22 protein-coding genes, 1 tRNA gene and 1 pseudogene are annotated in these 22803 nt (G+C 65.3%); 11 read left to right on the top strand and 13 right to left on the bottom strand.

The window, feature by feature from the left end; genetic code table 11:
• Positions 1-60: 60 nt before the first annotated feature.
• The 3 genes from ACQP0C_RS21800 to ACQP0C_RS21790 are packed head-to-tail and all read right to left on the bottom strand — an operon-like array spanning position 61 to position 3045.
• Entirely contained in the window at positions 61-2154 is a 2094-nt protein-coding gene (locus ACQP0C_RS21800; protein ID WP_433722530.1) for an MMPL family transporter, read from the bottom strand.
• Complete coding sequence (locus tag ACQP0C_RS21795; RefSeq protein ID WP_433722528.1) at positions 2155-2682, bottom strand: hypothetical protein; 528 nt, start codon at positions 2680-2682, stop codon at positions 2155-2157. It abuts the gene before it with no gap.
• A 6-nt stretch (positions 2683-2688) separates the two neighbouring features.
• Positions 2689-3045, bottom strand: a complete 357-nt coding sequence (locus ACQP0C_RS21790) for a hypothetical protein (protein WP_433722526.1) — start codon at positions 3043-3045, stop codon at positions 2689-2691.
• A 155-nt stretch (positions 3046-3200) separates the two neighbouring features.
• Between ACQP0C_RS21790 and ACQP0C_RS21785 the strand changes: the two genes are divergently transcribed.
• The 4 genes from ACQP0C_RS21785 (at position 3201) to ACQP0C_RS21770 (ending at position 6790) form a co-directional block, all read left to right on the top strand.
• Positions 3201-4259: a YncE family protein gene (locus ACQP0C_RS21785; RefSeq protein WP_433722524.1), complete on the top strand. Its 1059-nt coding sequence runs from the start codon at positions 3201-3203 to the stop codon at positions 4257-4259.
• Entirely contained in the window at positions 4259-4579 is a 321-nt protein-coding gene (locus ACQP0C_RS21780) for a DUF5703 family protein (protein WP_433722522.1), read from the top strand. The genes ACQP0C_RS21785 and ACQP0C_RS21780 overlap by 1 nt, the downstream gene beginning before the upstream one ends.
• 4 nt (positions 4580-4583) lie before the next feature.
• Positions 4584-5660, top strand: coding sequence for a quinone-dependent dihydroorotate dehydrogenase (locus tag ACQP0C_RS21775; protein WP_433722520.1), 1077 nt, complete (start codon positions 4584-4586; stop codon positions 5658-5660).
• 110 nt (positions 5661-5770) lie between these two features.
• Entirely contained in the window at positions 5771-6790 is a 1020-nt protein-coding gene (locus tag ACQP0C_RS21770) for a PfkB family carbohydrate kinase (RefSeq protein ID WP_433722518.1), read from the top strand.
• 82 nt (positions 6791-6872) lie between these two features.
• Here ACQP0C_RS21770 and ACQP0C_RS21765 read toward each other — a convergent pair whose 3' ends face one another.
• Genes ACQP0C_RS21765 through ACQP0C_RS21755 form a run of 3 tightly spaced genes read right to left on the bottom strand, consistent with a single transcriptional unit; the run spans position 6873 to position 7827 of the window.
• A complete protein-coding gene (locus tag ACQP0C_RS21765; RefSeq protein WP_433722516.1) occupies positions 6873-7286 on the bottom strand; it encodes a hypothetical protein in 414 nt (137 codons plus the stop codon).
• Entirely contained in the window at positions 7283-7567 is a 285-nt protein-coding gene (locus tag ACQP0C_RS21760) for a hypothetical protein (protein ID WP_433677720.1), read from the bottom strand. Before ACQP0C_RS21760 ends, ACQP0C_RS21765 begins: the two co-directional genes overlap by 4 nt.
• Entirely contained in the window at positions 7564-7827 is a 264-nt protein-coding gene (locus ACQP0C_RS21755) for a hypothetical protein (protein WP_433722515.1), read from the bottom strand. Before ACQP0C_RS21755 ends, ACQP0C_RS21760 begins: the two co-directional genes overlap by 4 nt.
• A 486-nt stretch (positions 7828-8313) precedes the next feature.
• Between ACQP0C_RS21755 and ACQP0C_RS21750 the strand changes: the two genes are divergently transcribed.
• From ACQP0C_RS21750 to ACQP0C_RS21740, 3 genes and pseudogenes are all read left to right on the top strand, one after another.
• Positions 8314-9816 (top strand): PfkB family carbohydrate kinase, encoded by a 1503-nt coding sequence (locus tag ACQP0C_RS21750; protein WP_433722513.1) that lies wholly within the window; start codon positions 8314-8316, stop codon positions 9814-9816.
• Between the two features lie 144 nt (positions 9817-9960).
• Positions 9961-10686 carry a GTP cyclohydrolase II gene (locus ACQP0C_RS21745; protein WP_433722511.1) on the top strand — a complete coding sequence of 242 codons (726 nt, stop codon included), beginning with the start codon at positions 9961-9963 and terminating at the stop codon, positions 10684-10686.
• Positions 10687-10839: 153 nt separating this feature from the next.
• A pseudogene (locus ACQP0C_RS21740) lies at positions 10840-11064 on the top strand (long-chain fatty acid--CoA ligase); the annotation flags it as partial.
• Positions 11065-11153: 89 nt separating this feature from the next.
• Here the strand turns inward: ACQP0C_RS21740 and ACQP0C_RS21735 are convergent.
• From ACQP0C_RS21735 to ACQP0C_RS21725, 3 genes are all read right to left on the bottom strand, one after another.
• Entirely contained in the window at positions 11154-11690 is a 537-nt protein-coding gene (locus ACQP0C_RS21735; RefSeq protein WP_433722510.1) for a YbhB/YbcL family Raf kinase inhibitor-like protein, read from the bottom strand.
• A gap of 17 nt (positions 11691-11707) precedes the next feature.
• Entirely contained in the window at positions 11708-13069 is a 1362-nt protein-coding gene (locus tag ACQP0C_RS21730) for a M20/M25/M40 family metallo-hydrolase (protein WP_433722508.1), read from the bottom strand.
• A 232-nt stretch (positions 13070-13301) separates the two neighbouring features.
• Complete coding sequence (locus ACQP0C_RS21725; RefSeq protein WP_433722506.1) at positions 13302-13658, bottom strand: winged helix-turn-helix transcriptional regulator; 357 nt, start codon at positions 13656-13658, stop codon at positions 13302-13304.
• Positions 13659-13803: 145 nt separating this feature from the next.
• Here ACQP0C_RS21725 and ACQP0C_RS21720 point away from each other — a divergent pair, with 145 nt between their 5' ends.
• Both ACQP0C_RS21720 and ACQP0C_RS21715 read left to right on the top strand, forming a co-directional pair.
• A complete protein-coding gene (locus tag ACQP0C_RS21720) occupies positions 13804-14673 on the top strand; it encodes an NAD(P)-dependent oxidoreductase (RefSeq protein WP_433722504.1) in 870 nt (289 codons plus the stop codon).
• Positions 14674-14781: 108 nt separating this feature from the next.
• A tRNA-Leu gene (locus tag ACQP0C_RS21715) sits at positions 14782-14869 on the top strand.
• Here the strand turns inward: ACQP0C_RS21715 and ACQP0C_RS21710 are convergent.
• Complete coding sequence (locus ACQP0C_RS21710; RefSeq protein WP_433722502.1) at positions 14848-15417, bottom strand: hypothetical protein; 570 nt, start codon at positions 15415-15417, stop codon at positions 14848-14850. The two genes, ACQP0C_RS21715 and ACQP0C_RS21710, sit on opposite strands and share 22 nt — an antisense overlap.
• Here ACQP0C_RS21710 and ACQP0C_RS21705 point away from each other — a divergent pair.
• Positions 15407-16078, top strand: a complete 672-nt coding sequence (locus ACQP0C_RS21705; protein ID WP_433722500.1) for a hypothetical protein — start codon at positions 15407-15409, stop codon at positions 16076-16078. The two genes, ACQP0C_RS21710 and ACQP0C_RS21705, sit on opposite strands and share 11 nt — an antisense overlap.
• Positions 16079-17618: 1540 nt before the next feature.
• On the opposite strand, the gene ACQP0C_RS21700 is transcribed toward ACQP0C_RS21705, so the two are convergent.
• Positions 17619-18191 (bottom strand): dihydrofolate reductase family protein, encoded by a 573-nt coding sequence (locus ACQP0C_RS21700; RefSeq protein WP_433722498.1) that lies wholly within the window; start codon positions 18189-18191, stop codon positions 17619-17621.
• Between the two features lie 134 nt (positions 18192-18325).
• Between ACQP0C_RS21700 and ACQP0C_RS21695 the strand changes: the two genes are divergently transcribed.
• Positions 18326-18973, top strand: coding sequence for a TetR/AcrR family transcriptional regulator (locus tag ACQP0C_RS21695; protein WP_433722496.1), 648 nt, complete (start codon positions 18326-18328; stop codon positions 18971-18973).
• A 788-nt stretch (positions 18974-19761) separates the two neighbouring features.
• On the opposite strand, the gene ACQP0C_RS21690 is transcribed toward ACQP0C_RS21695, so the two are convergent.
• Both ACQP0C_RS21690 and ACQP0C_RS21685 read right to left on the bottom strand, forming a co-directional pair.
• Positions 19762-21849, bottom strand: coding sequence for a caspase, EACC1-associated type (locus tag ACQP0C_RS21690; RefSeq protein WP_433722494.1), 2088 nt, complete (start codon positions 21847-21849; stop codon positions 19762-19764).
• Positions 21846-22247 (bottom strand): effector-associated constant component EACC1, encoded by a 402-nt coding sequence (locus tag ACQP0C_RS21685; protein ID WP_433722492.1) that lies wholly within the window; start codon positions 22245-22247, stop codon positions 21846-21848. The genes ACQP0C_RS21690 and ACQP0C_RS21685 overlap by 4 nt, the downstream gene beginning before the upstream one ends.
• Positions 22248-22803 lie beyond the last annotated feature (556 nt).

Raw genomic sequence — 22803 nt, 5'->3', positions numbered from 1 at the left:
CCGTCGGCAGCGAGATCTCAGGCCTGCCGCCACAGCAATCGCAGCGCGCCGTTGACCGCCTCAACGCCAGATCAGCTTCAACACCGCCGGTGTCAGCAGCATGCGGACCACCGACGCGTCCAAGATCAGCGCCGCGATCATCCCGTAGGCGATGTACTTCATCAACACCAGATCGGAGAAGCCGAACGCACCGGTCACCACGATGAGAATCGCTGCCGCGGAGGTGATCACGGCACCGGTGTGGGCGATGCCGTAGCGGATGGCCTCCGGCGGCGACGCACCGTCGGCGCGCGCCTCGGCCATCCGGGACAGCAGGAATACCTCGTAGTCGGTGGACAGCCCGAATACCACCGTCACGATCAGCGCCAGCACCGCGAACATCAGCGGCCCCGGCGTGAAGTCGAAGATCCCGGCCCCGTGTCCCTCGACGAACACCCAGGTGAGCACGCCGAGTGTGGAGGCGAGGCTCAACGCGCTCATCACAACGGCCTTGAGCGCCAGCACAATCGAACGAAACGCCAGATACAGCATGCCCAATGCCGCCACCGCCAGGATCACGACCAGCAGTGGCAGCCGCACCAGCAGCCCATTGATGCTGTCGCGCTCGAGCGCGGGCACTCCGGCCACCATGACATCGACCCCGGCCGGTTCCGGAATCGCCCGCAGCGCGTCGATCACCGCGTCCGCGTCGCGTTTGTCGGCGAGACCGGCATTGAGCACATTGATCCCGTCCTTGGTCGGCGCACCCGGTTCGAAACGTCCCGTCAGACCGGGAACTCGACTCGCCTCGTAGCGAATATCGCTGAGCTGCTGCGGATTCGCGCCCACCACCACGAGTTTGATCGGTTCGGTGCGGAAGCTCGGGAACAGCTGGTCGAACCGTTCCTGCGCGACCCGCGCCGGATTGTCCTGGGACAGATACCGTTCGCTGATCCCGCCGAATTCGATATTGCGGATCGGAATGATCAACGCGAGCAGTCCGAGCACGATCGGCACCACCACCGCCCACGGCCGCCGCATCGCCCGCTGCGCCAGTCGCGAGAAGAATCCGGCGTCGATCTGCGCCTCGGTCCTGGTGCGCGAGAAGCGATGCCAGCCCCACAGATCGATCCGGCGCCCGACGATGCTCAATACCGCCGGCAGTGCCGTCACCGACAGCAGCGCGGCCAGCAGCACCGAGCTGATGCCGCCATAGGGCACCGACCGCAATACCCCGTTCGGGAAGATGAACAATGCGGCCAGGCTGATCGCGATGATCGCGGCCGAGAACAACACGGTGCGCCCGGCGGTGGCGACGGTGCGCGCGGTCGCGTCCTGCACACTGTGCCCGGCCGACAGCTCCTCCCGGAACCGGGTCACGGTGAACAGCCCGTAGTCGATCGCCAACCCCAGACTCACCAAAGTGACCACCGCACTGGCGAAGACGTTCACATCGATGTGATCGGTGAGCACTCGGATGGTGCCCTGGGTGCCCAGCACCGTCATCCCGCCGATCAGCACCGGCAGCAGCGCCCCGATCACCCCGCCGAAGACGAAATACAGCAGGACCGCCACGATCGGCAGCGCGATGATCTCGGCCCGGCGGATATCGTCCTGCATGCCCTGATTGATGCCCTCGACGATCGGCTGCAGCCCGGCCAACTGCACCGTGGTGCCGCCCGGCCCGCCGCCCGCGCGCCCGGCTCCGAGCTCACCCTTGATCGCGGTGTAGTTCTCGACCGTCGCGGTGCCCTCCCCACGCAGTCCGACGCTGGCGAAGGCATGGGTGTGCGAGGCGTCGGTGGCCTGTGCGGCAAAGGGGCTGTCCCAATAGCTGTCGACCTTCAGGACCCGGTCGGGGTGGCGGGCCAGCAGTTGCTTCAACGCCGTCGTCACCGCGTCGCGTACGGTCGGGTCGTCGACGGTCATCCCCTCGGGCGCGGTGTAGAGCGCGATGATGTCGCTGTCGGTATCGCGGCCGAAGGTGGCATCGGCGAGCTTGGACGCGGCGACCGATTCACTGCTCTCGTCGAACCAGCCCTCCTGGGTGAGCCTGCCCGAGAGATCGCGGCCGTACCAGCCCGACAGCAGCACGGCGACAATGGCGATGCCCAGCACGAGGTAGCGATGGCGGTGGATGAACCGTCCCCACCGCAGCGACCCGGATTCGATCATCTAGCCGCAGGCCGGGGTGCGGTAATCGGCGGAGCGCAGGATGCCGCACAGGTCGGTGCGTGAGATCTTCCACTTGCCGTCGAGCAGTACGAAATGCACGACGGTGGTGCGCACCGCGGTGCCGGTGCCGTCCTTGTCCAGCCGCATGGTCGCGGTCAGCGTGCCGTCACGGTTGTCGAACACCGGATCGGTGACGCCGTAGATCGCGCGCGGATTGTCCTGCAGTGCCCGGTACATATCCGGGATGGCGTTGCGGAATGCCTCGCCGTCCTCGATGAGGTCGGTGCGTTCGGAGTCGGGCAGTGCCGGATCGAGGGCGCGTTTGATCTGCGCGTCCAGTTCGGCTGCCGTGGGCAGCGGCCGGTGCGCGGCGCTCGACGAGGTGGCGATCGAGGACGACAGCGAGGCGATGGCCGAGGAGCGCGCGGCGTCGACCGAGGCCTCGTCGGGTCCCGTGCTGCACGCAGTGGCCACCGCGACCAGGGCGGTCGCGGTCAGCACGGAACGGGCGAATCGTGAGGTAGGCATCAGCATCTACATACCATCGATAACGGCACTGATCCGCCCCAGCAGAGCGCGCACGGTTGTCACATCCCGGTCCGCGGCCGCTTCGACCGGTTCGGCATCCGGGATCATGTCCCGCACCAGCGCGACCACACTGCGTTCGTCGTCGAGATCGATATCGGTGGCTCGCGCCTGCGCGATCGCGACGACATCCTCCGGCCCTGGTACATCGCTGTCCAGGTCCGCTCGGTAGATCTCCAGCACGACGGTGGACCGGACCGTGCGGAAGGCGTAGGGCCTGCCATCGGCCGTGGTGCCGAATCCGTGAGCAAACGGACCAACGGTTATGTCATCGATGGCAAATCCCGATGGGTGGTCGGCTTTCAACCGGATCTCCCTGAATTGGACACTGTTTCAAGTCAACGGTAACCCCGATCACCGACATTCACCGGTAGCGACGACCCCAGTAGGCCGGGAAGGTGCGCGATCATGGTCAGATGGTGATGTAGCGGGATGATCGTCGTAGGTAAGGAGTTCGCTGGATGCGCCCTCGTGGTTGGCTCCCCTCAGCACTGGCGTGCATAGCGGTGTCGGTGCTGATCGCCGGATGTTCCTCCGACTCCGACGGCGACAAACTGCAGACCCGCCCCGCGGCCACCGCGGCGGTCGCCCCCGAGCGGACCGCGCAACCCACCGGCGACGTCCTGCGGCTCGCGAACCCGATCGGCGGGCTGCTCGCGGAGACGGGCACCGGCGCGCTGGTGGCGCTCGATACGAGCCGCGACTCCGGTACCACGCTGTTCGTCATCGACCCCGCCACGATCGCGCGCAAGGATGCCGCGGGCGCTTCCGACATCGGCATACGCACCCTCATGCTGCCCGCTCGCGGCGTCGGCTTGGCGCAGGGCAAACCGGGTGAACTACTGATCCCCGCCGACCACCGCATCCTGCGCGTCGACATCACCTCCGGCGTCAGCACCGAGGTCCCCGTCGACGGGGACGCCAGATCGGTGCGCTACCGCGACGACGGCACATTGTTCGTCGGCACCGCGGACGGCAAGGTGCGCCGACTCGCCCCGGACGGCACCGTCGCCGAGACCATCTCAGGCCTCGCCTCCGCCGACGCACTGGCCCTGACCGGTGATCACGTCTCGGTCCTGGACCGCCGCCAGACCTCGCTGACCCAACTCGACCTCGGCAAAGACCGTCTCGGTCTGGCGCTGCGCGCGGGCGATGGCGCGACCAACCTGATCACCGACCCGTTCGGTCGCATCACCGTCACCGACACCGCCGGTAACGAACTGCTGGTCTACACCGCGGGACCGCTCGTACTGCGTCAACGATTCCCGGTAGGATCGTCGCCTTACGCGCTCGCCTACGATCAGCGGTCCGACACCGTGTGGGTGACGTGCACGCAGAGCAATGAAGTCGTCGGATTCGACCTGTCGACAGGTATACCGAAAGAGGTGGGCCGATACCCGACGGTGCGGCAGCCGAATTCGGTGACCATCGACGAGCGCACGGGTGACCTGTTCGTCGGTTCCGCGACCGGAGACGGTCTGCAGCGGATCCGCGCGGACCAGCGGAAGAAAGGGCAGTGATGGCGCCACAATCAACGACGGGCCCGGAGGAGGCAGCGCAGCGCGACCACGCGGGGCGCCGCGGCCGCCGCCAGTCGAATCGGGGCTCGCGCGCAGCGCTTCCGGCGAGCTGGGAAACCAGCAGCGACGACTACGAATACGTGCCGCTGCGGCTGCCACCGGAGGTGACCCGGGTGACGGCGTCGATGCGGCTGGCCATCCAAGCCGAATTCGGCGGTTGGGAACTGTCCCGCGTGCGGGCCTATACCGACGGCAGCCGGCGGGTGCTGCTGCGGAGGCGAAAAACCGCACTACTACCCCAGCCCGAGCCGGGAATGTGAGGCCATGTATTCACTGCTGCTGCGCCTGATGTTCCTGCTACCGCCGGAACGCATCCACCACCTGGCGTTCACGGCGATGCGGCTGGCCGCCCGGTTCGCGCCGTCGCGCTGGGCGATGACCAAGGTGCTCACCACCGATGATCCGATCCTGCGCAACCACGCATTCGGCATCGACTTTCCCGCGCCGCTGGGCCTGGCCGCCGGATTCGACAAGAACGCCGACGGTGTCGACGCCTGGGCGCCACTGGGATTCGGCTTCGCCGAGATCGGCACCGTTACCGCACAGGCCCAACCCGGCAATCCCGCACCGCGCCTGTTCCGGCTGACCGCCGACCGCGGCCTGATCAACCGGATGGGCTTCAACAATCACGGCGCCGCCGGGGCGGCCGAACATCTGCGCGCGCGCCGCGGCGGAGTCCCGATCGGCGCGAATATCGGCAAGACGAAGATCATCGAACCCGCGGGCGCCGCAGCCGATTACGCGGTCAGTGCCGCCCTGCTCGGCCCGCTCGCCGACTTCGTCGTCGTCAATGTCAGCTCCCCCAACACTCCCGGACTGCGTGACCTGCAGGCCGTCGAATCCCTGCGCCCGGTGCTGCAGGCCGTTCTCGACAGCGTCGAGGTTCCGGTACTGGTGAAGATCGCCCCCGATCTGTCCGATGAGGACGTCGACGCGGTCGCCGATCTCGCCGTCGAACTCGGCCTCGCGGGCATCGTCGCCACCAACACCACCATCCGCCGCGACGGCCTGCGCACCGATCCCGCCGAGGTGGCGGCCATGGGCGCGGGCGGGCTGTCGGGTCCGCCCGTCGCCGAGCGCTCCCTGGAAGTCCTGCGCCGCCTCTACCACCGCGTCGGCGACCGCGTGGTGTTGATCTCGGTCGGCGGCATCGAAACCGCCGACCAGGCATGGGAGCGCATCCTCGCCGGAGCCACCCTGCTGCAGGGCTACACCGGGTTCATCTACGGCGGACCGTTCTGGATGCGCCGCATCCACCGCGGGCTGGCGCAGCGACTGCGCGCGAGCGGATACCACTCGATCGCCGAGGCGGTCGGGGCGGACCACGTCGCGCACACCTGATCCCGACTGGTCGTTTCGTGCGACGATGCATCGTTGCGGGACATGCCATTTCGTGAATACCGGGCCTAAGCTGGTGTGCGGCGAGACGAAAGCACCAGAGGGGGCGGCGAATGGTCGCGCAGGATCCGGGAACGCATGCCCAACAGCGGCATTCGCGCGGCGCGGTCACGGTCATCGGTGACGCGGTCATGGATCACATCTATCGCACGGACACCATGCCGTCCGCAGGTTCCGAGGCCAGAGGCACATTCGATGTCCAGGTCGGCGGCAAGGGGCTCAATCGAGCCGTCGCGGCGGCCCGCCTCGGTCTATCGGTCCGCCTGGTCGCCGTGGTCGGAGACGACGACAATGGCCGCCGCATCATTGCGCATCTGCGCCGCGAGAACGTGGACACCGGACTGGTCGAGGTCGTTGCCGGCGCGACACCGGTGGCCGTCGTGATGGTGGATCGCAATGGCGCGTGGGCATTTATCGGCCGTGTTGTCGAAGGTGCTCAGCTGCATGCTCAGTTGCATGTGGAGGATCTGCGCACCGAGCGGGTTGCCGCGGCGATCGCATCCTCGGACGCGCTGTTGCTGACCTTCGAATTGCCGACCAAGGTCATCAATGAGGCGCTGTCGATGGTCCGGGCAATGTCGAAGCGTCCGCGCCTGCTGGTTCATCCAGCGCCCCCGGTTCCTCCCGCACCCGCGGCCGAAACCGATCGGGACCTCGATGCGCGCTTCGACCCGATCGACTACGTGAACGGAAGTTCGTGGGAACTGGGCGAACTGGCACGCGGCGGCGATGCGGTCGGCGAGCAATCCGGCACCTCTGTCGCGTCCCGCGTGCTGGCACGTGGCGCGCACTGCGTCTGCGAGGTCGAGCACCTTGCCTGTCGCGTCCGATCCGACACGCTCAACCTCGATATCCCGCCGGGTCCGCAGGAGGTTCCCGAAGAATCGCCCGCGGCCAGTGCGGCATTCGACGCGGCGCTGGCCTACCGGCTGGTGACGACCGGACAGGCTGCAAGCCGTGAGGATTTCGAGTGGGCGAGCGCCGCGATGGCGGCAACCCGAATGACAAGCCCCTTGGCCGACGGGATGCCGACCATCCGCGAGATCGACCAGATCGTCGCTCCGACTCGATAAGGACGATCGCGGCGATGGACAACCGCCGCGATGACATCGGCCGCCTGCCCTCCGAGCGACCGATGCATCGTGGCGCCGCACGCTATCCGAACACCCGCGGTGGCCGGTCCGCCCGCAGCGACATCCGATGGGGACCGAAGGTGCACCCGGCGGTGCCAGGGCCCGCCTGGTCACCGTCATCATCCTGAATCTCGGTGGGCCGCTGGTGGAGTCGGGCCAGGATCCGCTTGGACAGCCGGATCACCGCCTCCTCCCAGATGATGCCGACCGTTGCGGCCAGGATGGCCGCGTCGGCGTGGGCATGGCGATCGTGGACGCTGTCGAGATCGCTCAGGATCTCGTCGAGTTCCATACCGGCCATTGCCTGTTCGCGGGTGAGCAGCCGGTCGGGTAGCCAGCTCAGCCGCCATCCCGCGGTCGCGGAAACCGATTCGCGGTACGCGGACTCGGGCGAAAGATCGCTGATCATGGTCCATTCGGTGGCCATGACGGTCATGGATGCCTCCGGTGTTGCAGTTCGAGCCCGATGAGCTCGAGGGGTATTCCGAGTTGCCCGGCGCATACGAAGGCCCGTGCCTGAACCGTCGAGTCGTGCCGGAAATCCTGGGTGCTGAAGATCTCTGCGAGATCCATTCCCGCCATTGCCTGGTCCCGTGTCAGCAGCCGGTCGGGCAGCCAGCTCAGCCGCCACGATTTCGCCCATTCCCCCGCCAGCCGGTGGGCCGACTCCGCGGTGATATCGCTGGTCATGGACCATTGAGTTACGTAGATGGTCACGAATGCCTCCTGTCGAGCATCCGTTGGTGCAGCAGGTGCAGGGTCTGCTGCACGGTGAGTCCGAGTTGGTCGGACAGTGCCCGCGCGTGCGCGTCGTGATCCGATGCCGGGGCCGGGTGGCTCAGGATCTCCTGCAATTGCATTCCGGCCCAGGCCTGTTCGCGGGTCAGCTGGTTGGGCAACCAGCTCAGTCGCCATGCCGGTTCGTCATCGCCCACCACCCGCCACGCCCATTCGTCGGGCGTGACGCTGCTGGTCATGGACCGGCTGCATTCGTATATCGTCACGGCTGTCTCCAGGGGCGGAGGATGTCGCCGACCGCATTGTGACTGCACTGAGCCCCGGTCGACCGCTGCGGCGCGGTCAGCCGGGGCTCGCTGCCCTCGGATGGAGCAGGCGACGAAGATAGCTGGTTTATGCGAATGTCCTCAGCGAACGTGCATCGTTCACCTGGACCGTGGCGCGGTTCGGCTCGAGTTCGGTATCGGTCCCGCCGGCTCTTGCCTCCCCGCGCCGACGTGCGTTCCGTATCAGCAGAATCACTTTCATCACCAGGCCCTCCCGAGTTATCTGGTGGGCGACCCGCAGTCGCCGTAACTCAGTGTGGCATTTGCCATTCACTACGGTCAATTGCCGTTGTAAGTTGGTAATTGCCGGTTCATTCGGCGGCTAAACCCGAAGACTGGGTAACTCCCATGGATACCACGACCAAACACCGACGAACCACACGGAGATGGATCTCGCCCATGGTCCAGCAGGACTCACGCACGGTTGCCATCCGCAATATCCTCACCCGCCTCAGCAAGCGCTCGGGCCTGAGTGTGGATCGCTTGCGTACCACCGAGATCGACGTGGCTCCGCTGCTGGATCTGCCCATTGTTCAGCAGCGTGCGCAGCAGGAGGGGGTATCGCCGGAGGAGGCCGTGCTACCGGTGGTCAGCGACTTGGCGCGGCAGCTGGATCCCACCAATCGGTTGATCGCCGATGTCGAGCTGTCGCTCGGGCTGCTGCGCGAAAAGCATCCGGCCGGAATCGATCACGACCGTCTGTACGCCGCGGACCTGGGTGAGCGGCGGGAGTATCTGACCGCGCAGTGGCGGCTACTGCACGAGGCGCTCGGGGCCGAGTCCATCCCCGCCGCGCCGTCGGTGCGGTCGTTGCGGGCAACGCCCGAACGTCGGGCATTTACCGCCTTGGCCGGACAACTCGCGGCCGCTTCGGCGTATTCGGTGTCGCACTACCGATTCACCCCCGAACCGAAAGTCCTTATCGCACTGCCGGACTCGCAACCGCGCCACGGGGCGGTGACGGTCGTCGGATCCGCGGTGATCGACCACATCTACCGGATCAGCAACATTCCGTCGGCGGGCAAGTCCACGCCCGGCAGTTTCGAGGTGCATGCTGGCGGCAAGGGCCTCAACCGTGCGGTCGCCGCCGCGCGCCTCGGACTCCGGGTACGGCTGGTCTCGGCCGTCGGCGACGATGACGCGGGCAGGCACATCCTCAACTATCTGGCCGCCGAGAATGTCGATACCGAGTTGGTCAGGGTGGTGCCCGGCGCGCAGACGAACGTGTCGGCGGTAATGATCACCAGCACCGGTGTGTCCAGCAAGATCGGCTGCGAGGATGACCGCATCTGGCAAGGCGCACATGACATGCGCGATCCCAAGCTGCGTGCGGCACTCGAATCCTCGGACGCGGTCCTGTTGACCTTCGAGCAGCCCGCCGACGCGATCCGGCGGGTGCTGGCCGTGGTCCGCGGCCTGGCGAATCCGCCATCGCTGGTAGTGCATCCGTCGCCACCGGTCGATTCGCCGCAGTACTTCTACGAGTATCTGAATGCCGTGGACTACCTCGTGGGTGCGCCGTGGGAACTGCGCCGCATGCTGCCCGGAGAATCCGCCGCGGGCGGACCCGGCGATGCGCAGCGACTGCTCAGCCTCGGCGTGCGAGCGGTATGTACGACCGAGGGTTTCCGGTGCACCGTCCGATCCGCCGAGGTCAATGCCGATATCGCGAATTTCCCAGTCGCACTGGAGGATTCGCCGGGCGCCGCGGCGGCGTTCTCGGCAGCTCTGGCATATCAGCTCGTCACCACCGGTCGACCGGCCGATGAACCGGCATTTCGGTGGGCGACAGCGGCCATGGTCGCAACCCAGTCGTTCGGCGATATTCCCGACGCCATGCCCTCGGTCCGTGACATCGACCGAATTGTGCAGCTCGCCGGGGAAGCGTCGGCAGGGGCCTGACCCTGGGGTTCGGCGCGGCTCGAGAGATTTACAGCGCCGAAATCGGTGATCGCGTTACAGTGCCGTCGTTCGCCTGGCAGCCTGAGGAAGCTCGTGCCGCAAACGACAGCAAACCCAACTATCCACATCGTCTTCGGAGGAGCATTGACCACAGCTGTGCCCGATCGTGGTGAGACCGCCCATCGGCTCACCCGCAAGGGGCATGATCTGCAGGTTCGTGTGATGGAAGTGGCCGGTGGCGCCGAGTACGGGCATGTGCTCGTCTTCGGCGATGCCGACGATGGGTGTCTGGTCCGGGTGCATTCGCGGTGTCTGTACGGCGAAGGACTCGGCTCGGATGATTGCGATTGTGGGCCCGAACTCGACAAGTCCCTGGATCTGATCTGGGCCGAGGGCAGCGGTGTCCTGGTCTATCTGGAGCAAGAGGGCCGTGGCGTCGGCCTGATCGCCAAGGCGCTCGGCTACCGGGAAAGTCAGCGTTCCGGCGCGGACACCTTCACCAGCTACGAGCGGCTCGGATTCCCCGCGGACGGTCGCAGCTATCTGCACGCAGCAAAGAGCCTGCAGGAGCTCGGACTGACCCAGGTACGCCTGCTCACCAACAATCCGGACAAGGTCGCGGAGCTGCGCGCGGCCGGTCTGACGGTCATCATGGAGCCGCTGCTGACTCCGGTACTGAGCGCGCGGGCCGCCGCCTACCTCGATGCGAAACGTCGGCGCCGTGGCCATTTGATCCCCACCAGTGATGTGCCATGGGCGCCCGATGTGCAACCGGTGTTGAAGCGTAAGAGCCGCATCTGGCGCATATTCACGATGCGCGGCCCGGTCCGGCGGGCCCGCCGCCGGACCGCACTCCCCGCGTCCAAGTAACGGACACGGTTACCCCGGTCTGACCACCCCGATCTGGCTAATATCAGTGAGCCGCGCTACATGTGCCATCCCACCGCCTGACACGATGAGATAGAGTCCCCTGCAATTTATCAGTGGCAGCGGCCTCGGGTCGTGTGGGCCGGTGCCCGAGGCATTCCAGACGAGGTGCTGGCCGCGGTCGTCGCTGGCACTCGCAAGCTGTCGCGGGTCGAGCAGATCAAGCGGTTCACCGTGGTCGGCAAGCCGTGGGAGCCCGGTGGTGACGAGCTGACCCCCACGATGAAGCTCGAGCGCAATCCGGTCGCGGCCAAGTACGCCGAGGAGATCGGCACGCTGTACGCCACACCGCTGGCCGAATCGGTCGTGAACGTTTCCTAGGTCTACCCTCCACGACTGTGGCCCTGGGCAAATGCTCAGGGCCACAGTCGTTTTGGTTCGCACGGTCGCTGGCAGACCGGTGCCGCTTCCTAGGCGATCTCGTACTTGGCGACGATGGTCGCGCGCGCGAGGGTGTGGGAGAAGAGGTTGAAACCGAGGAAGGCGGGAGTGCCGTTCTCATCGATCGCGAGGCTGTCCACGTCGAGCGCGTGCACCACGATGAAGTAGCGGTGGTACCCGTGTCCCGCGGGCGGTGCCGCCCCGACGTATCCGGGGAACCCGCCATCGTTGCGCAGCGTGACCGCACCGCTGGGCAGCGACCCGCCCTCGCTCCCCGCGCCGCGCGGCAGCGAGGTGGTGCCCGCCGGAATATCGGCCACCGCCCAATGCCAGAAGCCGGACGCGGTCGGCGCATCCGGATCATAGACCGTGACCGCGAAACTCTTTGTCTCCGTAGGGAATCCGGACCAGGACAGCTGCGGCGAGACATCCTTGCCGCCCGCGCCGAACACCCCGCTGACCTGATCGTTGTCGAACGTCCGGCCCTCGGCGACATCCTCGGATGTCAGCGTGAAGCCGGGCACCTGCGGGAGCGCGTCGTAGGGGTTGTAGGAGTAGTCGGGCACGATGGTCCTTTCGATCGTCAGCTGTTCAACAGGAAGTGTTCCAGCACCCGGGTGCCGAATTCGAGTGCCTGCACCGGAACTCGCTCGTCGACGCCGTGGAACAGCGCGGTGAAGTCCAGTTCCGGCGGCAGTTGCAGCGGTGCGAAGCCGAAGCAGCGAATACCCAAGCGGGCGAAGGCCTTTGCGTCGGTACCGCCGGAGAGCATATAGGGCACCGTGCGGCCCTGCGGGTCGTTGGCGAGGATGGCGTTGTTCATCGCGTCGACGAGGTGACCGTCGAATGTCGTTTCGTAGGAGTCGAGTTTGGTGATCCACTCACGTTCGACGTCCGGGCCGATCAACTCGTCCACCTCACGTTCGAATGCGGCCTGCCGTCCCGGCACCACCCGGCAGTCGACGACGGCCTCGGCGGTCTGCGGGATCACATTCGCCTTGTAACCGGCCTGCAGCATGGTCGGATTCGCGGTGTCGCGCAGCGTGGCACCGATGATGCGGGCAATGGTGCCCAGCTTCGCGAGCTGACCCTCGATATCGGGACTGGACGGATCGAACTCCAACCCGGTCTCCTCCGCGACCGCGGCAAGGAACTCGGCCACCGAATCCGAAAGCACCAGGGGGAAGGTGTGTTTGCCAAGCCTCGCCACCGCCGCGGCCAGAATCGTGACCGCATTGTCCTCGTGCAGGAACGAGCCGTGACCGGCACGGGCCTTGGCACGCAACCGCATCCAGCCCAGCCCCTTCTCGGCCGTCTCCACCAGATACAGCCGACGTTCGGTGCCGTCCGGGCGCGGCACCGTCAGCGAGAAGCCGCCGACCTCCCCCACTGCTTCGGTGATCCCCGCGAACAGGTCGGGCCGGTTGTCGACCAGCCACTGCGACCCCCACTTGCCGCCGTTCTCCTCATCGGCGAGGAAGGCGAAGACGATATCGCGCGGCGGCACCGTGCCCTCGATCTTGAACTGGCGCGCGATGGCCAGCATCATGCCGACCATATCCTTCATATCGATCGCGCCGCGGCCCCACACATAGCCGTCGCGCACCGCACCGGAGAACGGGTGCACACTCCAGTCGGCGGCCTCGGCGGGCACCACATCCAGATGCCCGTGGATCAGCAGCGCACCGCGACTCGAATCGGCCCCCTTCAACCGCGCGAACACATTGCCGCGACCCGGCGCCCCCGACTCCACATACTCGGTCGTATAGCCCGCCTGATGCAGCTGATCGGCCACCCATTGCGCACACTCGCGCTCCCCCTTGGTGGTGGCCAGATCCCCGGTATTGGAAGTGTCGAATCGGATCAGCGTACTGACCAACTCGACCACCTCGGATACGGCACGAGATGCGGTGTTCGGACCGGATACTTCGCCAGTTGCAGACACGTACCCTTTCCTACCACCTGGTACCGGCCCTGCCACGCCGAACCTCCGGCGCACGAACGGGTTCGCACCGCCTGTGGTGCGGATTCGCGCGCCGATCGCATCAGCATCACGATGATCGCAACCACTGCGCGGTCGGGCTGTGCGAGTAGGATCGCTGGCCGAAGCGCTGATCGCCGTCGATTCGAAAGAGCTCAGCCGCCAGCACTTTCCACGATCGTGACCTGCCGTCGCGTTACGCCGACTGGTGGATGCGCTCTGCGCCGATCCGTTCGATGCGTTCGCGACCCCATGCGCCCAGCGGCTCCAGCGCCGCATTGAGCGCGCTGCCCAACTCGGTGAGCCGGTACTCGACCTTCGGCGGCACCTCGCGGTAGATCTCGCGATCGACGATGCCGTCCTCCTCCAACTCGCGCAGCTGCTGGATCAGCATCTTCTCCGAGACTCCTGGCAGACCTCTGCGCAGTTCGCCGAAGCGGCGCACGCCGTGGTTCTCCAGCTCCCACAGGATCAGCGCCTTCCACTTGCCGCCGACCACGTCCATCGCGGCGTCGATGCCGCAGAAGTATGGTCCGGATCTCTTTCCACCCATCGCCTGACCTCGCTACCTGTTCACAAACGTGTCGGTAAGTACCCGACCAAATAGTAGGTACTTGTCGACCCCTCGGGTACGGAGCAACCTTGGTGCCAGCGCGCTGACCACCATGTTCTGCAAACTCGAGGAGTTGACACCCGCAATGTCGGACACTCAGCACACCCCGGTCACGGTGCTCGGACTCGGTGCGATGGGCCTGGCCCTGGCCGTAACCCTGGTGAAGGGCGGCATACCGACCACGGTATGGAACCGAACGCCCGGCAAGGACGCCGCACTCGTCGCTGCCGGAGCCACCAGCGCGGCCACGGTGGCCGACGCCATCGGCCAGAACGGTCCGATCATCGCCGTGCTGCTCGACCACGCCTCCGTACACGCCACCCTCGACCCGGTCGCCGACCAACTCTCCGACCGCCAGTTGATCAATCTGACCAGTACCGCCCCTGAGGAGGCCCGTGAACTCGCCGCTTGGGCCACCGCCCACAACATCGGCTATCTCGACGGCGGCATCATGGCGATACCCGCCATGATCGGCCAGCCCGGTGCCTCCATCCTCTACAGCGGGTCGGCCGCATTGTTCGACGAACACCGCGAAACACTCGAATTACTAGCCGCCGCAGACTATTTCGGCACCGATGCCGGACTCGCATCAATGTACGATTTCGCGCTGCTGTCGAACATGTACGCCATGTTCACCGGCTTCCTGCACGGCGCGGCGATGCTGCGCTCGACCGGCGCCCCGGCCAGCGCGTTCGCCGAACGGGCGGTCCCGTGGGTCACCGCCATGGCCCAGCTCATCCCCGAATACGCCCGCGTCATCGACTCCGGCGACTACACCGACCCCTTCCAACCCCTCGACTTCCACAAACCCGCGGTCGACGCCATCGTCCGCGCCAGCCGCGACGCCGGAGTCGCCCTGGACGTCGTCACCCCCATCAAGAACCTCATCGACCGCCAGATCGCCGACGGCCACGGCCCCCTCGCATTCGAACGCACCGTCGAGGAACTGGCCTGACCACTCCGCGCGCCGTGCGCTCCGCGAGCGCACGGCCGCAGATAACTCCAGCTAAACCCGCGATTTGGTCAACGCGGCCACATCCGATAACCTTGCTGAGCACCACCGGTCCGGGTGGCGGAATGGCAGACGCGCTAGCTTGAGGTGCTAGTGCCCTTTATCGGGCGTGGGGGTTCAAGTCCCCCTCCGGACACCAGTGCTAACCACACACGGGTTAGCTGACACTCTGGCGATTTGCCGTTGATGGTCGTAACTGATCTGGACGTTCATCGCGGTATAGAGCGCGATCTTTTCGTCGAGATTTCCAGCGTTGAGGATGGCCGCCATGTCGCCGAACGAGTCGACCAGCTTCTCGACCTGGGCGGCAGTGAGCGCAACGGTTTGCGGGATCTGCTCCAATTCGCTTGCGGCAATGGCCTTTTCGGCTTGCGCGGTGTTCATGGCCTCGACCAACGCCATCGGGTCGACTCCCGCCTCGATGGCTGTGCGGTGGCGTTCCAGCTTGGTCTCGGCGGCATTGATCTTCGCCCGCAGCATCTCGCGCCGCAGGTTGCCGTCATCGTGGTTTTGCGCCTCGACCAGCATCGCGACCGTCCGCGCACGATTGCGTCGGTTGAACAGTCCGCCCAGCCAGTCGTTGACTGGCTCCCGGGTCACCGGGAACGGCAGCGGGTACTGGCTACCAGTCTCGCCGTGGTGGGTTCGGCTTGCCGTCAAAGCCAAGCTGGCTGCGTTGGAAGCCACCACCTATCCGGACCGCGCCGAAATCGTCGCTAACGAGTTCCGCGAGCCGGAGCAAAAAGCCACGATCTTTGCTCACGCCGCCATGGCGGTTGCCGACACCGACCCCGACCACGCCGATCGACTGGCCAGCCAAGCCGAATCCATCGCCACCACCCTCACCAGCTCGTCACAGCGAGCCAACATGCTCACCCGAGTAGCCGCGGTATTCGCCAACACCGACCCCGACCGCGCCGATCGACTGGCCAGCCAAGCCGAATCCATCGCCACCACCCTCACCGACCCGTCGCAGCAGGCCAACATGCTCACCCGAGTAGCCGCGGTGTTCGCCAACATTTACCCCGACCACGCCGATCGACTGGCCAGCCAAGCCGAATCCATCGCCACCACCCTCACCAGCTCGTCACAGCAGGCCAATATCCTCACCCGAGTAGCCGCGGTGTTCGCCAACATCAACCCCGACCACGAAGAGGCACCGGGTACCAGCATGGGGTCAAAGCTGTTGCCGACATCAACGATCCCTAGAGAAACATTCAGCAGACGCAGCAAATGCCTTCTGGCGCTCGCCTGGTCGATTTCCGGTTGGGAGATCCCAATATCAGCCCTTTCTACGGTCGACGTAGCTGTCCTTCGCGACCTGGTAACCGAGGTCGTCGGCGAATAGCGACAGCTCGCTCAGTTACAGCGCCGTCGGTTTATCCTCTACTGCGCGGCGAAGTCCGAACACACTCACCGACTGTCGCGCGCGAGCTGGGTTGCAGCCCGACTATTGCGGCGGCATCAACATCAATACGGCGCGAGACGGGCACACGCCAGGCAAGACAACGGCATCCCTCCTACAGTGGGTATTCGGCTTCGATCACCAATCGCCCACCGGAAAATCGCAGGTCATCCCCGTTCCCATGTTCGACACGCCCCGCCGAGGGCTCGAACCTGCGAACGACCCGTTCTGAACTGACGGCGAGCCCGTCGGAGACATGGCCACTGCGGAGGCAGGGCGTCTCGATATCGGAACAGGTGACCATTCGAATACCTGCCAGCCGCAGAGGATTTGTTGAATATGCGGTCGGTTTACGGAGTGAACAGTTGTCCGCATCCATGCAACTCAACGCTTCCGGCCAGCGTGAGGCCGATCCTTGGCGGTGACATGACGACCGCGACTGACGGGCCGCGCATCAAGCTTGTCGTTGACACGAGCTATTGGTCATGCGCAGGACTTGCCGCCGTCGAGGTTGGTTACCCGCGCCATTCGTAGTCGGATGCTCCTAACACACACCCAACGACCTTCGGTGAAAGCTGCTCCGGCATATCGCCACTCGCCGCCTACCTTGCGAGCAGCCAAGAGCACAAAGCATGCTCCGATCGATTTGCACGCCAATGAGGTCGAACCTGAATTCGCCAAACAATAACCGAACAGAGCGACACCAGACACAGCGGACTACAGACGCACCTCAGTCGAGCCGAATCACAGGTGCCACCAACTAATTACAGAAAGCAAGCCACTCAAGCCGAGCTATTTGACCTCTGTTTGCTGCTGCCCTATCGTAATCAGGGTCAATAATTCTTAAACACGCCGATGTGTCATGCGCGACCCGACGTAGGGGTTCAATCCCTCTCGCGCATTACTTGAACATGGATTTGTGTCATGCGTGACACAAATCCGTGTTCGAACACCCTCTGACACGTCGTTCCGGCTCACTCGGCCCCGAGATGTGGCGCAGATACGACAGAAACGCCGCTCGTAGCACGCGTTTTGTGTCACCGATGACACCGTCACGTGTTCGAGTGAAGTTCCCTCGCTCCTCAAACACGCGTGATCGGCGTAACTGAGCATCCGCGTGCTCGAGGTTGAGCACACCCGCGGCCAGCCCGAGAACTATCGGGACTGAACCCAGGCCCACCGTGCACCCCGACGACGCCATCCGACTCGCGCGGCCCGACAGGTCTGCGAGTCGCGCGGCGCCAGGTGGGTTGGTCGCGCACGGTCTCTCTGAAAACCCATCTGGCCAACATCGCTAGGGGCTCGGCGTTCCTCGTTCTCGACCGCAAGCCGACGACGCGCCTTTCTGACCGAGGAACACAGATTGCTCAGCACCGCCTTCCCGTAGCGAAAGTGGTTGCGAGGCCGCGGTCCTCCCCGGTTCGCCGGTGGAGACGACCACCGGCGGCGGAATTCATCGGAGCCGCCGGTGGAAGCCCTGTGATCAGCGAACGACGTCGAAGACGTTCTTCTGCAAGCCGTTGGCGTAAGCCTGGGATTCGACGAGCTTCAGCTTCTGGGTGTCCTTGTCGGTAGCGGAGAACAGGCGCTTGCCCGCGCCGAGCAGCAGCGGGAAGACGAGCAGGTGGTAGCGGTCGATCAGTCCCGCGTCCGACAGGCTCTGGTTCAAGGAGGCACTGCCGTGCACGATGATCGGGCCGCCTTCGGTTTCCTTGAGCGCGGCGACCTGGTCGAGGGAGCGCAGGATCGTGGTCTCGCCCCAGTTGGAGACCAGGTCGTCGTCGGTGAGGGTGGTGGAGACGACGTATTTGGGCATCGCCTTGTAGCCGGCGAACTCCGCCATGTCCGGCCATACCGGGCTGAATGCCTGGTAGCTGTTGCGGCCCAGCAGAATCGCGGTCGATTCCTGCTGTTCACGCTCCTTGATCTCGAACGCCTCGGGCAGGAAGTCGAGGTGTTTGAAGGTCCATCCGGTGTTGCGATACCCGGGCTCGCCGCCCGGGCCCTCCACGACGCCGTCGAGGGAAATGAACGCGGTGCTGATCAGGCTACGCATAGGTGGCTCCTGGTGTGATGTTCCGTCCGCAAATCTGGACGCTGTCCAGAAGAGAAGATACACGACTTCTGGACGTTGTCCAGATAGAATCTGAACGACGTCCAGAACGTTCACCCACCAGAGCCAGGAGCAGCATGAGCGACAGCGCGGCGAGACCGGCGCAGCGAACCACCTACCGGCACGGCGCATTACGAGAAGCCCTGCTCGACGCGGGAGTGGCGATGGCCCGCGAAGGCGGCGGACCCCAAGCGATTGTGCTGCGTGAGGCGGCGCGGCGCGCCGGCGTCGCACCGAACGCGGCCTACACCCACTTCAAGGACCGAGAAGCCTTGGTGCAGGCCGTCGCCCGCGTCGCCCTGGCACGGCTGGCCGCGACCATGACCGCCGAACAGGACGCGCTACCGCGGGTCGACGATCCGACCATGCTCGCGCGGGCGCGTTTCCGCGCTGTCGGCGCGGGCTACTTGCGATTCGCCCGGGAGGAACCCGGCTTGTTCCGCACCGCATTCGCGACTCAGAGCGACGTGTCCGCGGTCGCCGAACCCGCAGCGGCCGGACCGACCGGGCGCTCGGCGATCGAGCTTGTCACCGACGCACTCGACGGCTTGGTCGAAGCCGGCCTGCTCCAGCCCGAAAGGCGAGCCGGCGCAGAGTTTCTCGCTTGGCCAACCGTGCACGGGCTGGCCTACCTCGCCATCGACGGGCCACTGCGCTTCCTCGAACCCGACCAACTCGACCAACTCACCACCCAACTGTTGGACATGATCGACCGTGGAATCTGAACGAACCGGCCCGATCCGCAGCCGATGGGGCCCGACCCCGCCGAATCCCGGCGTCCTGCACAGAGAGTTGCACGGTACACACCCCCTGTGCAGTCGGCGAGTTGGGCGCGTAGCGCTCGGCTGAACCAGGTGAACACCGGCTTCAGATCCGGAATCGGCGGCCAACCGTTGATGGTCGCCACCAGCTGCCAATACCGCGCCACCCGAGCGTCGTTGGCGACATCCAGCCGCTCGAGCACCCGGTACCGCAACTCGTCGTCGGCTCGGCCGAAGGTCTCGATCGAGGGCGATACGCAGGCATGATCCGAACGCCTGACCGCTTTCGGTGAGGCTCATGCCGATCGCGGCGCGAGGGGCGCTGGTGCGCACCATGGCGTAGTCCTCGTCGAATTCGATCAAATTAGCAATCCGCGAGACTCTGTCCGACGCAGAGCGCGGCGAAATGCTGTCCGCCGCAGTCGAAGACGAGTGTCTGACAATGGCCCGGCGGCCGAATTGGGCGCCGGGCGGCAGAACGAGCTCGGTGGGCCCCGGATTGCTGGCGCGGGTCGGCGGTGCGGTTTCCGGTCGCCGGGTGCGATGCACCGCCACGACGAGCACCAGCGCGGCGACCAGGATGCCGTTCGAAAGCACCCGAGAGACCGGCACGACTCCGGAGTCAGATCGCCGATGACGAATACGCCGGGGAAACAGACGTCGTCGATAGCACGACCTTGCCGTCGTATATCGAGGGTCTCCGCCCACGGGCTGCAACCCTGCTCGTCCCTGATGATCGCCGATGTGCGGTGCTACCGGTCTTCGTCGGTCGTCGATTCTGTTTCTTCTCGGCCACAGCGATCTTGCCCAAGCGGGCGCAACCGCCAGACCCGCCCGTGAGGGCCGCCGAACGTGGCCGCGAGGTTATGCTCCACGCTGAGCGCCGCCTGCCAATTGAACGTCCACGTCGGATCCCCGAGCCGATCGATCGCCACGACCTCACCGGTGTCCAGTTTTAGCCATTGGACCGTCTTGCGGCTGGCCCCGAGCAGATGTCGTCCATCGGAACTGAATGCCACGGCCAGCCCTCGTCCTTCCGCTCGCATGGAGCGGAAGGTCCGGCCCGTGGTCACATCGAACAGCCGTATTGTTTCGTCGGCACTGCCGCTGGCGAGGGTCGTGCCTGCAGGATTGAAGGCGAGGGAGTAGACCCAGCCGGTGTGACCGGTGAACGGGACCCCTATCTGGTTGCCCGTGGCGAGATCCCAGACGCGCACGGTCCTGTCTCCACCTCCGCTGGCAAGTGTGGTGCCGTCCGGACTGAAAGCGAGGCAATGCACCCAGCCGGTGTGACCCACCAACGGGACCCCGGTTTGGCTACCCGTGGCGAGATCCCAGACGCGCACGGTCCTGTCTCCACCTCCGCTGGCGAGAGTGGTGCCGCCGGGACCGAAGGCGAGGCAATGGATCCGTCCGGTGTGACCGGTGAGCGGAGCTCCGATCTGCTTGCCGGTGGCAACATCCCAAATGCGCACCGTCTTGTCTCGCCCGGCGCTGGCAAGCGTTGTGCCGTCAGGGCTGAAGGCGACCGTGTAGATGTTGTCGGTATGCCCGCTCATCGGTGCGAGCACTGGCTCGCCGGTCGGCAGAGACCACAGCCGCACGGTGGGATCCTTCGCACCGCAGGCCAGCAAGCCGCCGGTCGGGCTGAGCGCGACGTAACCGCTCGTGATGACGTACAGCGCAGACAAGCCACGGCGAACGGGTAGATCCACCTCGATGTCCGGGGGACGCGCTTTTCCGCCTGTCGAGGTACGATCGCCGACCGGCATCACCGAGGCGCTCCGATCGGCCGACTGTTTCGGCTTTTCGTCGGCATCGACATCGACCTGCGCCGTCGCGGCGTGGGTGGGATCCTGGGACGCTACACGGTCGGCGCGTTCGGCACGCTCCGGGACAAGGTCATCGCCGACATCGAGCAGATCGCGCGCGGCGGCAGCGACCGAACGGCTGTCGTCATCGACCAGCAGCCGTACCTCGGTGCGAATTGTGCTGCGAACGAACTGATTTCCACCGCGATAGAGCCGGTCCAGCTCCCTGAGCGCGGACAAGCGAGTGCCGACTATAGGGCTGTCGAGCGAATTTCGGAGATAGCCGGGTACCGCCCAATTGACGTTGTGGGCCACGACAATCCGGCCGCGGACGTCGTCCTTCTTGGTCGGTTCCTGCTCCGGCCGCTCTCGGGTCACCTTGTCGTGGACGTAGCTGTAGAGCTCGTCGACGGTGACATCCCCGTCCTGGTCGAGATCGGCGCTGCCATCGCGTAACCCCGCGACCAGATGGCGTGTGAACACCGATTGTGGCGGGTGGCCGGTTAGCCTGCCGCCCTCGAATGCATATTGCGTGGCATCCGATGCGGTGAATACGAAACGGCCGCGGCCGCCGAGCTTCTCGGTGGCGTGAACCTCCCCTTTCGCGCGCAGACCAGCGGGGAACGAACCGCTGAAGCAACAGTCCAGAATCAGGATCTTCTGCCGCGACGAACCCGCTTCCATGGCCAGATTGACGTTGTCGGCTGAGATCGCGGTGAAGATGAGATTGTTGCGTCGGGTATCGGTGGTGGCGAGATACAGATTGCCGCGGACATCCTTCAGACCGTGTCCGCTGAAGTACAACAGGGTCAGCTCGTCGTGTCGTGCTCGTGAATAGAAGTCACCGATCACCGCACCGACCCGGTCATGCGGCTCGTTGATCAAGGTCGTGACCTCGAATCCGCCGATCGCGGGCTCGCCCAGCACGGCGGCCAGCGCTTCCGCGTCGCCGACCGGAGTCGTCAGCGGCGGCAGAGTTTCGTCCTGATAGTCGCCCGTTGCGATCACCAGGGCAACTGCTCGTCTCATCGGCGGCGCGGTTCCCTCGCATGCCGTCGCACGTACAGTTCGACCAGCTCGCGCTGCTGCGAGGAGGTGGCGTGATCGAGTTCGATAGTTTCGCCGTCGATGGTGATTGATACCCGGTGTACGGCGGAATGGCTCGCGAGCCACGCCCGCACCGTGTTCACGACCGTGGTCAGGACACCACCCGGGGCGGCCAGCACCACCATGAGGGCACCGACAGAGACCGGATCGCCGGCCTTGCTGCCGGTAGCAACGGATGAGTCTGCGGCCAGGGCAGCCGATTCGACATCATCGAGTTGCGCCAGCTCCCCCCGTAGCTGGCGAGTCCATTGGTCCAGGTTGTTCGGGTCCGTGTCCGGTTCTGCATCCAGCACGACATCGATCACGAGCGCTTCGGGCACGCTTCCTTGTTTCGCTTCGCTCACTGTCCGGCTCTTTCACCATCACGTGTACCTACGCTGGACATCGTCTCGTAGGAGTCGGCCGTACCGCAGTCGAATCGGTATAACGGATATGGCTCGCGAAAAGAGTGCAGACGCTTCTCGTTAGCAAACGCACCGAGATGGGTCCGGCATATCCGACGGCGTGAACACAACTGTGAAACATCGTGCGAGGCGACCGATATTCGGCCGAGCGAAGCCGGTCGTATGCCGAAAGAACTTCATCCTGGATCGAATTCGAGAGAATAATGTCCGGTTGCGAGAGCATCGTCGCGCTCCACGTAGGATCAGTCGAACCGAACCGCTCACCGCTGCCGAATCGACATACCTGACGGTTTCATCCATTGCGGGCACCGGGGACTTTGACAGACTTCCGGTCAGTTTCAGCGACTGATTAAGGATCGGATCGGATTCCATTGCCTTTCAGTCTCATTCGCAACCGTCGGCCGGAGAACGGCAGTAGAGTCTCGTCACGCGATTTTCCTTTCGTCGCACTTCTCCGGGACGATGCGACGGC

Source organism: Nocardia sp. CA-129566, assembly GCF_050956075.1.
In the GTDB taxonomy this organism is placed as follows: Bacteria; Actinomycetota; Actinomycetes; order Mycobacteriales; family Mycobacteriaceae; genus Nocardia.
This window is presented reverse-complemented; position numbering and strand designations above follow the sequence as displayed.